Source organism: Paenibacillus sp. OK003 (assembly GCF_900109515.1).
GTDB classification, from domain to species: Bacteria; Bacillota; Bacilli; order Paenibacillales; family Paenibacillaceae; genus Paenibacillus; species Paenibacillus marchantiae.
Genome location: NZ_FOBD01000009.1, coordinates 1 through 12,999, shown reverse-complemented (window position 1 = coordinate 12,999; position 12,999 = coordinate 1). Strand labels below are relative to the sequence as shown.

The 12,999-nt window shown below is 45.4% G+C and carries 15 protein-coding genes and 1 riboswitch; of the genes, 12 read left to right on the top strand and 3 right to left on the bottom strand.

Features of this window, described 5'->3' with window-relative positions; translation table 11 throughout:
* Positions 1-146: 146 nt before the first annotated feature.
* From BMW94_RS15275 to BMW94_RS15265, 3 genes are all read left to right on the top strand, one after another.
* Entirely contained in the window at positions 147-1,610 is a 1,464-nt protein-coding gene (locus BMW94_RS15275; protein ID WP_090999655.1) for an ABC transporter substrate-binding protein/permease, read from the top strand.
* Positions 1,597-2,319, top strand: coding sequence for an amino acid ABC transporter ATP-binding protein (locus BMW94_RS15270; protein WP_090999653.1), 723 nt, complete (start codon positions 1,597-1,599; stop codon positions 2,317-2,319). Before BMW94_RS15275 ends, BMW94_RS15270 begins: the two co-directional genes overlap by 14 nt.
* Before the next feature lie 285 nt (positions 2,320-2,604).
* Positions 2,605-2,800, top strand: a riboswitch (cyclic di-AMP (ydaO/yuaA leader).
* A 2-nt stretch (positions 2,801-2,802) separates the two neighbouring features.
* Positions 2,803-3,471 (top strand): 3D domain-containing protein, encoded by a 669-nt coding sequence (locus tag BMW94_RS15265; RefSeq protein ID WP_090999651.1) that lies wholly within the window; start codon positions 2,803-2,805, stop codon positions 3,469-3,471.
* A 130-nt stretch (positions 3,472-3,601) separates the two neighbouring features.
* On the opposite strand, the gene BMW94_RS15260 is transcribed toward BMW94_RS15265, so the two are convergent.
* Positions 3,602-4,390, bottom strand: coding sequence for a polysaccharide deacetylase family protein (locus BMW94_RS15260; RefSeq protein ID WP_090999649.1), 789 nt, complete (start codon positions 4,388-4,390; stop codon positions 3,602-3,604).
* 146 nt (positions 4,391-4,536) lie between these two features.
* Between BMW94_RS15260 and BMW94_RS15255 the strand changes: the two genes are divergently transcribed.
* The 5 genes from BMW94_RS15255 to BMW94_RS15235 all read left to right on the top strand — a co-directional run bounded on the left by BMW94_RS15255 (position 4,537) and on the right by BMW94_RS15235 (position 7,466).
* A complete protein-coding gene (locus tag BMW94_RS15255) occupies positions 4,537-4,881 on the top strand; it encodes a prenylated flavin chaperone LpdD (protein ID WP_090999646.1) in 345 nt (114 codons plus the stop codon).
* Positions 4,882-5,010: 129 nt separating this feature from the next.
* The gene (locus BMW94_RS15250) at positions 5,011-5,682 is read left to right on the top strand and encodes a PspA/IM30 family protein (protein ID WP_090899779.1); all 672 of its coding nucleotides are present in this window, start codon (positions 5,011-5,013) and stop codon (positions 5,680-5,682) included.
* 94 nt (positions 5,683-5,776) lie between these two features.
* The gene (locus BMW94_RS15245) at positions 5,777-6,178 is read left to right on the top strand and encodes a DUF350 domain-containing protein (RefSeq protein WP_254790247.1); all 402 of its coding nucleotides are present in this window, start codon (positions 5,777-5,779) and stop codon (positions 6,176-6,178) included.
* A gap of 23 nt (positions 6,179-6,201) precedes the next feature.
* Positions 6,202-6,708, top strand: a complete 507-nt coding sequence (locus BMW94_RS15240) for a DUF4178 domain-containing protein (protein WP_090999641.1) — start codon at positions 6,202-6,204, stop codon at positions 6,706-6,708.
* An 11-nt stretch (positions 6,709-6,719) separates the two neighbouring features.
* Entirely contained in the window at positions 6,720-7,466 is a 747-nt protein-coding gene (locus BMW94_RS15235) for a DUF4247 domain-containing protein (protein ID WP_079693908.1), read from the top strand.
* 113 nt (positions 7,467-7,579) lie between these two features.
* Here BMW94_RS15235 and BMW94_RS15230 read toward each other — a convergent pair whose 3' ends face one another.
* On the bottom strand, positions 7,580-7,870 hold the full coding sequence (locus tag BMW94_RS15230; RefSeq protein WP_079693907.1) for a restriction endonuclease: 291 nt from the start codon (positions 7,868-7,870) through the stop codon (positions 7,580-7,582).
* A gap of 172 nt (positions 7,871-8,042) precedes the next feature.
* Here BMW94_RS15230 and glp point away from each other — a divergent pair, with 172 nt between their 5' ends.
* Positions 8,043-9,311 carry a molybdopterin molybdotransferase MoeA gene (glp, locus tag BMW94_RS15225; RefSeq protein WP_091000158.1) on the top strand — a complete coding sequence of 423 codons (1,269 nt, stop codon included), beginning with the start codon at positions 8,043-8,045 and terminating at the stop codon, positions 9,309-9,311.
* 7 nt (positions 9,312-9,318) lie between these two features.
* Entirely contained in the window at positions 9,319-9,864 is a 546-nt protein-coding gene (gene mobB / locus BMW94_RS15220) for a molybdopterin-guanine dinucleotide biosynthesis protein B (RefSeq protein ID WP_175480713.1), read from the top strand.
* 187 nt (positions 9,865-10,051) lie between these two features.
* Here mobB and xerS read toward each other — a convergent pair whose 3' ends face one another.
* Entirely contained in the window at positions 10,052-11,158 is a 1,107-nt protein-coding gene (xerS, locus tag BMW94_RS15215) for a tyrosine recombinase XerS (protein WP_063562805.1), read from the bottom strand.
* Positions 11,159-11,317: 159 nt separating this feature from the next.
* Here xerS and BMW94_RS15210 point away from each other — a divergent pair, with 159 nt between their 5' ends.
* A complete protein-coding gene (locus tag BMW94_RS15210) occupies positions 11,318-11,806 on the top strand; it encodes a GNAT family N-acetyltransferase (RefSeq protein WP_076289151.1) in 489 nt (162 codons plus the stop codon).
* Between the two features lie 153 nt (positions 11,807-11,959).
* Complete coding sequence (locus tag BMW94_RS15205; RefSeq protein WP_090999637.1) at positions 11,960-12,853, top strand: aldo/keto reductase; 894 nt, start codon at positions 11,960-11,962, stop codon at positions 12,851-12,853.
* The last annotated feature ends 146 nt before the right edge of the window (positions 12,854-12,999 follow it).

The following is a 12,999-nucleotide window of genomic DNA, read 5'->3' as shown; positions in this document are numbered from 1 at the left end:
TAATTATATCATAGTTGCAGTTATTTTTCAGAAACTAGTCAGGAATTGTAATGTCAAAATGCATTGCATATTCATGCATTCTACTTTATAATGACTCAGGCATCAACAACAGAAAGCATACAAAGTATTATAAGGGGAGAACAGGGTTGAAATTGATTAGTCGTTACACCATGGTGCTGCTAGCTTTTGTGGTCTTGTTAACTACGGTTGCACCTGTTGCGTTGGCAACGGGAACTACAGGCAATTCAGGCAGCAAAAAGCTGGTGCTCGGTACAAGTGCCGATTTTGCACCATATGAATTCCATAAAGTGATTGATGGTAAAGACCAAATCGTCGGATTTGATATTTCGATTGCTAAAGAAATTGCTGCCGATTTAGGCGCAGAGCTTGTAATAGAGGATATGGGTTTTGACGGACTTCTTCCTGCGTTACAGAGTGGTCGTGTGGATATGGTCATCTCGGGAATGACACCAACGGATGAGCGTAAACAAAGCATTGACTTCTCCGATACCTATTATAAATCAAAGCAAGTCATCATGATTCGCAATGCGGATAAAGATAAATATCCAACCATGGCTGATCTGGAAAATGAAAAGATTGGCGTTCAAAAAGGCTCTATTCAGGAAACGATTGGCCAGGGAATCCCAGGCGCAAAACTGACAGCACTTGATAAAATATCCGATATCGTGCTGCAATTGCAGACTAATCGTGTAAATGCTGCAATCGTTGAGGATACGGTAGCTGCCGGTTATCTGGATGATGTTATTGGACTAGCTCCCGCTATTCCGGATGAGGAGCAGGCCGAAGCGGCAATTGGGATTCGTAAGGGCAATACGGAATTGCTGAATGCAGTGAACGGAACGCTCGAGCGTCTGAAAAGCGAAAATAAAATCGATCAATTGGTTACGGAAGCAAGCCAGTTGATGGCAGACAAGGTGAAAAAAGATCAAAACATTTTTCAAGTGTTCTGGGAGTACAAAAGCTTTTATGCAACAGGTGTAGGTTATACCCTTTTACTGTCTGCACTCGGTGTAATATTCGGGGTAATTATCGGTTTGATCATCTGTCTGTTCCGTCTGCATGACGTTTCAATTCTACGTTGGATCGGAACAGCCTACGTTGAAGTTATTCGTGGTACACCAATGCTGGTTCAATTGATGATTATCTATTACGGGCTTGCCTTGACGTTCGGTATTACATTTTCGCCGCTTCAGGCGGGGATTATCACTCTGTCCATTAATAGCGGTGCTTATCTTGCTGAGATTTTCCGCGCAGGTATAAAGGGTGTGGATCGCGGCCAACTGGAAGCAGCTCGTTCCCTGGGAATGGGCAGAGGTGCGGCTATGCGCTTCATCGTGCTCCCGCAAGCGTTCAAAGCGGTGTTGCCGGCGATCGGTAATGAGTTCGTGACCATAATCAAGGAATCCTCCATTATCTCGGTTATCGGTATGGTGGACATTATGTACCAGGCAAGTGTAGTCAAAAACATTACGTACCAAGGAATGAGTCCATTCCTGATTGCAGCGGCCATTTACTTTGTGCTGACGTTCATTTTGTCCAAGCTGCTGGGTCGACTGGAAAGGAAGTTGAGTGCAAGTGATAGACGTTAGACAATTACACAAATCATATGGAAATAATGATGTGCTCAAGGGCATTAACGTAACGATTGGCAAAGGCGAGGTTGTCGTGGTCATCGGTCCGTCCGGATCGGGGAAAAGCACCTTTTTGCGCTGTCTTAACTTATTGGAGCAGCCTACTTCCGGTGAGATTGACTTTGAAGGTGTATCGATCACTGACCCTAAACACAACATTAATGCAACTCGTGAAAAAATGGGGATGGTATTCCAGCATTTCAATCTGTTCCCGCACAAAACGGTGCAGCAGAATATTACGATTGCTCCCATTAAAGTGAAGAAACAGCCTGCACACGAAGCGGAACAAATCTGTGCAGATTTGCTCAAGACGGTTGGCCTCTCTGACAAAAAAGACGCCTATCCAAATCAGCTGTCCGGTGGACAAAAACAACGGATAGCCATTGCAAGAGCTCTTGCGATGCAACCGCATGTTATGCTGTTTGACGAGCCTACTTCTGCACTGGACCCCGAAATGGTCGGTGAAGTACTGGATGTCATGAAGCGGCTTGCAGAGGGCGGCATGACCATGGTTATTGTAACGCATGAGATGGGCTTCGCACGCGAAGTGGGTGACCGCATCCTGTTTATGGATGGCGGCGTTATTGTAGAAGAAGGAACGCCTGCTGAAGTGTTTGGTGAGCCCAAGCACGCACGTACGCGTGACTTCCTCGCTAAAGTGCTCTAATACATCCGAGTTAATAAAGATGAAGATTAGGATGAAATTGCAAAATCTATACTGTGGATGAGAATTTCATCCCCTCATACATCCCTGTCGACGACCTGTCGGCAGGGATTGTTTTGTTATGTGAGGATACGCAAGGATTTACATAAAAAGTAACGTTTCTGTCATCAGCGATATAAGCTCAAATAGACATTTTTTTGAAAAAACCCGCTTAAATTCAGCCTGAAATTGAAGTGAATTAGCCAGATGGTAACATTTACTACGACTCTTGGTTACAAAATTGTGATATATTTGTTCCTGCCGAAACTTCCGGAGTTGGGAGTGTGGGGGATGTAACGATGCAGAGTGTGCTTGGGGAAGAATCATTTGCACACGGCTTGGGGTGAATTAGGGCTACATATATTTTGAATGTAATTAACCTATAGGGTGGTTTCCTCCATCCGAATCCGACAACTAACTTCGCAGGCATAATGAGGGAGGAAGACCATGATTAACAAGAAACGTATAGCCAAAACAGCAACAGCTTTGCTGACAGCAGCAATGCTCATTCAGGCCGTTCCGGCTCATGCTGATTCAGTTCATGTGGCCAAAGAAGGGGATACCTTCTACACCTTATCCAAACAATATGGAGTTGGACTTAACGCTCTTATTAAAGCCAACAATGACATTTCAGCTTACAACATTTATGGTGGTTTGAAAATTACGATTCCTGGCAAAACAACGAACACAGTTTCTGCTGCAGCAGCTAAAACAGAGGCAAATACGATAACTACTGCAAGTCTTGATGTTAACGCGGATAGTAAAGTTGTACAAGCCTGGGGTAAAACGTTTGATTACAGCAAAGCTGTCGACGTCAAAGCAACAGCTTACTCCGCGGACGCTTCTGAAAATGGAGGATGGGGTGCGGTGGACTACTTCGGTAATCCGCTCGAATTGGGTACTATTGCAGTAGACCCGAGTATCATTCCATTGGGAACCAAGGTACTGGTGACAGGTCATACACACCCAGGACTGCCAAAACAGGCATTTGTCGCTACAGCTCGTGATGTGGGCAGCGCCATTAAAGGCCATAAGATTGATATCTTTATTCCTGGCAGCAAACAATCCGTGAGCACATTTGGTATTCAGGATGTTGAACTTTACATCTTGAAATAAAATCAAAGCGTAGCTGCACATGAGCATATGTGACTTTAACTGAATCTAATTAAACAATAAAGGTGTCCCTCATCACGATAATGTGATTGAAGGATACCTTTTTAAATATCCGACTTCTGGATTCCATGACCTATTTACCCTTTGGCAGTTCCAGCAGTTCATCCAAAGTTACCAGCTCATACCCACGGTTTCGCAATTCCTCGATGATTTCAGGCAACGCCTCGATGGACCCACTCAGCTTCGATCCGACACCGCCTCCTGCATGCTGCAGAACAATGGACCCTGGTTTGACGGCAGACAGGATGTTTTGTTTCACTTCCTCTTTGGAGAGGCCTTTCCAGTCCAGGGAATCGACGTTCCAGTTCACAATGCTGTAATGTTGTTTGGCCGCCCATTGCAGCTGTTGCTCGTTAATGTCGCCATAAGGTGGACGTATCATTTTGGGTGTGTACCCCGCTAGATTCCGAATAATATCCCCGGTATGTAAGATTTGTTTGCGAAATGCATTCATGGACAGCTTACTGAACTCCGGGTGATTGTAGCTGTGGTTGCCAACGATATGCCCTTCCTTCACCATGCGTTTCACCAAATCAGGGTGTTTCTCAGCGCGATGTCCCACAATGAAAAATGTAGCCCGAACCTTGTATTTTTTTAATATATCCAGCACCTGCGGGGTGAACCGTGGATCAGGTACGTCATCAAAAGTCAGAGCGACCTTTTTTGTTGAGGGGCCATTGGTTTTGAACGTATCCGCATATTTCTGTCTAAGCTGTCCCAGCGTCAGCTGCTCCTCTTCGGAAGAATCAGACTTCGAAGCAGGTTCGGTTTGTGGGCTTGAAGAAGCCCATAACTGAGCAGGAGCGTAACTTCCTCCCAGAAGAATAACCATGATGGATAACATGATGAGGCGTATACGCATGTTCGTGCCTCCTTTTCCCAAATTGCGTTCTCTTTGGTATGCCCGGGGCCATCCGTAATTATGCATAATGTGAGATGTTTCATTGCTGATTCATTAAATCGGAGCCATAATTCCACCATATATATAGAAAAGGACAGGTGGGCAGGATGAGTACATACAACTTAAATTCCGTTCGTTTACAGGTGATCGAGGCAGGGGAGGATAAGGTGTTTATGGTCACTGGAGGCAGATCACATATTGGAGCAGTAGCGACATTTTATCCAGATCGTGAACGGGTGAGTGGAGCTACGGTGCATATTCCAGGACATAAAGAACAAGAACTGTGTGAAAGACTGGCACGTAAGGCTGCCTTGCATTTAAAGGTAACCGTGACCGTGATTATGGGGATTCACTTTGACGCCATTACACGGATGCAGATTGATGAGATTGTGTACACTGCAGAGAAGCTGCTTGATGAGGAGCTGTGCCATACAGGTCGACTGATTCAATAGTTAAATTTACGCTAAGTGAAGCAAAATCGTTATTTATGATTTTTTTTGTTAAAATTGAAACGAGTAGAACATTGCCACGTATGTATGATTATATACAAGGATGAACTATCGACTAGGAGGAATACCATAATGTCCATTTTCAAACGATTACGCGATTTAACAATGTCTAACATTAACTCTATCATTGACAAGGCAGAAGATCCGATCAAGATGACGGATCAATATATCCGGGATATGCAGGAAGATCTTGAAGATGCGGAGAAAGCTGTTGCTGCGCAGATCGCCATTGAGAAGAAATTCAAGCAGCTGTTCGAAGAACAGGAAGCTCTCGTGAAGAAACGTGAGGAGCAAGCACATACAGCAGCTCGTGCACAGAATATGGATTTGGCCCGTCGGGCACTGGAAGAGAAAAAAGTGGCTGAAGAGAAGATGGCCGAATACAAAACAAGCTATGACCAAAACAAGGCTTCTGCCGATAACCTTCGTGGCAAGCTGGACGAAATGCGCAAACAATTGACTCAAATGAAAAATAAACGCGAAACATTGGTTGCGCGCTACAACGCGGCAAAAGCTCAAACCGAAATCAACAAGGCGCTGAACGGATTTAGCTCTGATACTGCAAGTGCCGGCATGAAGCGTATGGAAGAGAAAATGATGCAGATGGAGGCTCAGGCTGAAGCCAGCAATGAGATGTCGTCCAAAGGTAAATCGCTGGATGATGAGTTCGAGAAGCTGGGCAAGGATCAGGCTGTTGAGGATGAACTGGCAGCATTGATGAAGCAATACGAAAATAAGAACTAACCTTGTAAGCAAGCAGGGGCACCAGCGGAGGAGAGACCAGCGTTTCTCCTTCGCTTTTAATTGCGGTTCATGTTGAAATGTGGGGGCTATGGAAATGGATTTGAACATTTTGGCAATGCTGGTCTGGACGTTATCGGGTTCGGTTTTGCTGTTTATCTTGATGTATGTGGATTCTTTGTTCACGAAGTATAAGGATTTTGCCGAAGTGAAGGCCGGCAATATGGCCGTTACAACACGTATGGTTATGAAGCTGTTTGCTCAGGGATATGTACTCGCCACCTCCATTTCGACAGCGGGTCATCTTGGAGAAGCGTTGCTGGTATCCGTTGTTTCCTTTGTCATTTTGCTGATACTGGAGAGTGTGGTTCACTTTATGATTCGTAGATGGGCGAACCTGGATCTGGATACGGGAATACAGCAGGGCAAGACAGGTTACGGTTTGTTCTCGGGTGCACTACATATCGTGGGCGCATTAATTATTGCAGCTTGTTTATAAGATAAAGAACAGGAGTAATGGGCATGAGTGTGTGGAAACGGATTAAAGGAATAATGGCCAAACCTGAACCGCCTAAGGCAGAGAAAACAATGCTTCAGCTGGCACCAGGTGATATCTGTGAGGTTTCGCTGGTCACCTATGAAGTGGTTGGGCGGGTACATCATCGAGCACGGAATGCGGCTGTCCTCACGTTGCAGGATGGTACGGCAATCCGACATTTGCATATTGAAGAACGGGAAATGACCCGGTATGCCCTCTATACACCCATTGATGGCCGTCTCGATGCACCGGATGAGGTGCCTACATTGCTGGATCTGGATGGACGTGCATATCATCTGGAGGAAGAATACGGAGGAATGGTAACCACTGCAGGCAGGACACCCTATGGTCAGGCTGGGGAACAATTCGTATGGCAATATCAGTCTGATGATAACATGCTTTTGCGTGTGGAGTGGCAAGACAGAAGATTTACGCTGTATGAGGGTGAGTCCATTCTTCCTGCGGATATCAAAGTGATTCGTTCGAGCTAGGAGAGGTTCCAATGAAAAAGCGCTTGGCACATGGATTAAAATTAATGCTGGTCCTCAGCCTTGTGATGTCGCTGCTGTCCGCGTGCGGAGCACCTTCCGTTCAGGACACTTATCCGCTTGAATCGGTCAGCGGCAGTGGTAACACGACATCCTATGTGTACCGAGCTGCCGATCGTACCGTTCCAGAGGTCGCTCAGGAATTATCTGAACAGCGGAAGCCAGATCAGATCTCGGCGGAAAATACAGAGCGGATGTTCCTGGTATATCAGGACCAGTATTATCATTTGCAGCAAGACCCGAATAAAGCGGAAGACACCTTGGTTGAAGTGGATTCCAAAGAATATGTTCGGCAAAATTATGATTCGTCCTTTTTGCAAGGCTACTTAACCGCAACATTAATTGGAAGTTTGTTTGATTCTTTTGGGGGTAGTGGGTCCGGTACGTATCGGGGTTATACGAACAAGGACACGTACAAACCAAGAGAAGGTTCCTATCGGACACCGACGAGCAGCGATAAAAAGGCTGCTCCACCGATTACCGTTGACCGGAAGGGGTCGATTACCCGTCGTGGCAGCGATAAGGATTCGAGCGTAGGGTCCGGTGGAGGACTATTCAGCAGAAATAAGGAACAAAGCAAAGGCACAATTGATCGTAATAAAAGCAGTGGCGGTCTTGGGGGATTGTTTGATTCACCCAAGAGCTCTTATAAAAAGCCCAAAACGAGGGTTGGCGGTGGCCGAATCATGAGGCGTAGGTAGCACTTCTCTTGAATGGGGCCCGCAATATTAAATCATTCGCAGAAGAACAGTGAAAAGGTAAGGTGGAGCGAGCTATGCCACTGAAAATGACCTTGGACGCTGTTCTTTTTGTTTTACGATTTGCGGACATGATGGGACTTTCGAACACGAGGAATGGTTGTGGCTGGTTGTTTGCGAATCCAGCGGATATAAGGAGCGATGCGTTCATCTTGCCTTAGGGCCTGTATCTCAGTTAAACCTAAGGCTATAATATCGCGATTGGTATACAGAGAATGAATTTGTTTGTGGCAAGGGATACAGAGATCGGCAGTAGGCATGTGCGTTCCGCCCATTTCCTTTGGTGTCAGGTGGTGGACTGTTGTCTCGACAGGCTCCCTTCCACATAATTCGCATCGTTGGTTCATCAAGGTCAGCTCCTTTTCTCTTACATATTATGGTCTGTGTATTCGTCTTTCATGTGAATGGGGTGTAGGAGAGTACTTGTCATGACCTGGCTTTCGGGCTACACTTTTTAATATGAACAAATGACTCAGGGAGGTTCTATCACCATTGAAAATAAATACACATTTAACGGATATGACGACTGCGAAATTTATCCGTAAAGCTATACAGGTGCCGGACGCGCAGGCGAAAGTTGCTGCTCATGTCAGATCGGGTTCAACAGAAAAAGTAACACTTGAACAAGCACATGGTCGAACGCTTGCTGAGACGATTCATGCTCCCCATCCTTACCCATTCTTTCGTCGTTCCGGAATGGATGGGTTCGCGATTCTAAGCTCGGATACGATTGAAGCATCCAGCGAGCAGCAGATTTGGCTCCGTATCATTGATGAAATTCCATGCGGATATACATCGGATCTTACGATTACATCCGGTACAGCTGCTCGGATCATGACAGGAGCTCAGGTACCGGAAGGTGCAGATGCTGTTGTTATGATGGAGATGACTGAAAGCAAAGAAGAGCACGGAGAACAATGGATTGCCTTGAAGCGCCAGATTCAGCCGGAGGCCAACATTACGCCAATTGGATTGGAAGTTCATGAGGGACAATTGCTGCTTGAAGCAGGAACGATTATTCAGGCAGGTGAACAATCCGTGCTGGCAACATTCGGCGTAGGCCAAGTGCCTGTATACAAACGCCCCAAGGTAGCCATTTTTGCGACAGGTACAGAATTGTTGGAAGTGGACGAGCCGCTGCAACCAGGGCGTATTCGGAACAGTAACAGCTATATGCTACGTTCTCTGGTCGTTGAAGCGGGGGGAGAGCCGGTTATGTATGGTTCGATTGCTGATGACGTAGATACTGCACGCACGAAGCTTACAGAAGCGCTTGAACATAATGATATGGTGGTCACAACAGGTGGGGTATCGGTCGGGGATTATGACATTATGGGTGACTTGGTTCGGGAAGGGAACATGGAGATGCTGTTTAACAAAGTGACCATGCGTCCCGGCAGTGTTACGACGGCTGCTGTGGTTAATGAAAAGTTGCTATTTGCACTTTCGGGCAATCCTGGAGCATGTTTTGTCGGCTTTGAGTTATTTGTTCGGCCAACGATTCGCACGATGCAAGCTGATGCTCATCCATATTTGGAGGAATGGACAGCCATATTGGATGATGATTATACAAAGGTCAACAATTTCACGCGATTTGTACGCGGACGGACAGAGATACGTAACGGAATGGTGTATGCTAAACCTTCTGCCGCACGTGTGGACGAATCAAGCGTCATGATCACCATTAAAGATAGCGATTGCCTGATCGTTGTTCCGCCCGAGAAAAAAGGCATTCCTGCTGGTGAACAGGTTCGAATTCTCAGACTTCCCACGGGTCATGTCAGGTAGGTCATACATGTCTGAAACAAGCAGCACTTCACCACATATCATGCAGATTGTTGGATATAAGAACACAGGCAAAAGCACCTTAATTGCTGCGCTTACGCGGTACCTTACCTCTGCTGGACGAAAATTGGCTGTAATAAAACATGATGGACATAATCATTTTGAGATGGATCACGAAGGAACTGATTCCTACAGCTTTGCTCAGGCAGGGGCCGATGCAGTCGTTGTCATGTCGGAGAAACGTACTGCACTCATTGAAAGACAAGCGACGCCGCTGGAAGACATGATAAAATATCTGTCAGCGTACGACTGGATTCTCATTGAGGGATACAAACAAGCGCCATATCCTAAATTAGTTATGATCCGGGAAGAGAAAGACCTTTCTCTGATCGAGACGTTACAGGATGTAGTTGGGATTGTTTCATGGCTGACGCATGGCAAGAGTGAATGTGTGGAGGAAAGAGAGGGCCTCGTTAGGTATTCTGTTCATGAGACAGGGGATATAGCAAGATGGCTGGTCTCGCTTGAGCATCAGGAAGAGAAAAGAAAATTATGACGAAATAATTATTATGTAAACTTAATGATGTGAAATGTAAGGAAAAGAGTATGTTTTCATTAATTTTGCGAATGAATTAAAATAGAAAAAGCGATCCTTGCAGGACATTTTCCTGAAAGAATCGCTTTTTTAAGTTAGCTTGATATCTTATAAGAAATCTGAATCATGCTTGATGTGTATAAATAGGCTACATCCCATCATCTGTGCGACGTTCAATCGCTTCAGACATCGTTTTATCCGTGAGGTGTGCGTAAATTTCGGTTGTTTCCGTAGAAGCGTGTCCAAGCTGCTCCTTCGTTTTATAGATATCATTTTGCAAATAATAGTCGGTCGCAAAAGAATGACGCAATTTATGCACAGTCAGATACGGCTTGCCGAATTGTTTGGCGTACTTCATAATCATGGCCTGTATGGCCCGTTTGGTCATCCGACTTCCTTCGGAATCTCCATTGCGAAGAGCAATAAATAAGCCTTTTTCCCGTTTGGGTGTGCGGTAACGTGACTGACGCAGATTGATATAGGTCGCGAGTTCATCCTTGGCTTGTTCTCTAAAATACACGGGCGTCTTAAACGTCTCATCATTATTACCTTTGCGATATACATACAGCAGCTTATTGTTGAGATCCAGATCATCCACGTTCAGGTTCACCACTTCAGATACACGTAAACCCGAATTCAGAATGAGGCTGGCAATACAGGCATCCCGTTCTTTGTTTAGCTCGTGTGAGTAAATCGCCTGTTTGTTCTTTTCCATATCCACGGCATATCCTTCCAGGATGTATCCGATAAACTCCAGTAACTCCTCTTCCTCCAGAAGTTTACCCTTTAGTTTGGCTGCTGTATCTTTGGGTTTATGGGTACGTTTGATCTCAATCTTCGCCATAATGTTTCGTTTAAGCAGGGGGTAGAAATCTTCGTCTTCCGCAATCTGACTTAAATAATGAAAGAGCGAACGCAGAGAAGAAAGTTTACGGGAAACCGTGATTCTGGAGTTGGCTCCTTCACGCTTGGTGGCCAAAAATAATCGATATGATGTCACTGATTCCATTCGAAGGACTTCTAGTTCAAGCAATGTAACTTCCTTATTAGAGCTTGCCTCGGATAATCCTTCTGCGCGTAACCAGCCAAAGAAGGCTTCATAATCTCTTAAATATTCAAGCAAAGTAGAAGGAGATAAGTCGGGTAATTTATAGTCAATGAATTGCTGAACGAACCAAGGCATGGAAGGCAGTTTGTCATCCAGCTTGCGTCGGTCAATCTCTTTTTGCACATTGGTCAAGTTCGGCACCCCCATGATAAAATAATTTCTAAAATATGCTATATCCTATTTTACCATATTTAGATCGTCACAGCCTGTTCACGGAACCGGAATCATCCAATTCATGCTTCCTTGCCCTTGGCGGTGTAAAGCTTTAAAGTATGAATTATAAGTAGAGCAGAGGAGGTGAACCGGATGAATATAAAAATAGAGCTGGTTCCCCGGGAACGCAGTCAGGTGATTCGGCACTTAATGCAATTTTATCTATATGATTTTACAAAATATTTAAATATTGATGTGGACAGCAACGGTATTTTCCCGGAGTATCCCGGTTTGGACGCTTTTTGGTCAGAGGAAGATCGTAAGTTTCCTTTTTTGATTACGAGTGATGAGGCACCCGCTGGGTTTGCATTAGTAGAACGTTGCGAACCAGGCAGCAAAGATAATGACTATTATTTGACCGAGTTTTTTGTAATGCAGAAATACCGGCGTAGTGGAGTGGGTACCCGGGCAGCTTATGAGCTGTTTGAACGTTTTCCGGGAAGGTGGAAAGTAACCCAGGTTCGCAACAATGTCATTGCTCAAGCATTCTGGCGGAAAATCATAGGGGAATACACGGGAGGCCGCTTTCGTGAGAAATTTCATCCTGAACTGGGGAACCCGAGTCAGTTCTTCGTAACCTGATTCAACGGATGTATCCGTGTTGGAGGAAATAAAGTAAGATGAACAAGTGGGTGTAATACCCAACATAAGGGTAATACATACCGAAGACTAATTGGTACTATATGTACTTTCATTATCTGTAACCAAATTCACGAAGCTTGGAGGAAATGATCCATGGAACTGCGTAATTACGGAAACACTGGAATGAAAGTAAGTACACTTGGGTTTGGTGGGGCGGAGATCGGCAAGAACGTATCCAAAGCAGATGTAGAAACATTGCTTAACAGTGCGTTGGATGCAGGGTTAAACGTCATTGACACGGCTGAATGTTATGGGGATAGTGAAGAGTTAATTGGAGATGTGCTATCACATCGCAGAGACGATTATTATTTGTTTACCAAATGTGGACATGCCGCTGGGGTAGATGGCCCAGATTGGGACGCCAACGTATTAGAGCAAACGATTGACCGTAGTCTTAGACGACTAAAAACGGAATACGTTGATGTAATCCATCTTCATAGTTGCTCTGAAGAAGTACTTCGGCAAGGAGCGGTCATTGAAGTGCTGCAACGAGCCAAGGAAGCTGGGAAAACGAGATTTATTGGATATAGCGGCGATACGACGGATGCTCTTTATGCGATTCAGACAGGCGTGTTCGACAGCTTGGAAACCTCGCTGAACATTGCTGATCAGGAAGCCATTGATCTGACGTTGCCAGAAGCGAGAAAGAGAAATATGGGTGTTATTGCCAAACGCCCCATTGCCAATGCGGCATGGACGTATGACTCGCTTCCGGAAGAAGCATATGCCTTTGTATATTGGAAACGCTTGAGCGAACTTGGGTATGGTTTTCTGGGCGAAGATGCACAAGCAGCCGTTGAAACCGCATTACGTTTTACGCTCAGTACAGAAGGGGTAGACACGGCGATTGTGGGTACAGCCAAACCTAACCGTTGGCAGCAAAATGCCGATCTTGTCGCCAAGGGAGCTCTGAGTAAGGAGTTATATGACGAGATTAGAGAACGTTGGAAAGAAATAGCGGGAGCTGACTGGACTGGACGAACTTGATCCATTCAGCTATAAAATAGCGTGAGATATGCCAAAGTCGCCTAAAGGCGGCTTTTTTATTATGGCTTTAGCCAGTTGAGTGCGTGAAACGCGCGAAACAAAAAACCACCCGCTATGCGGGTGGAGGGATTGAAGGTTTGACCACT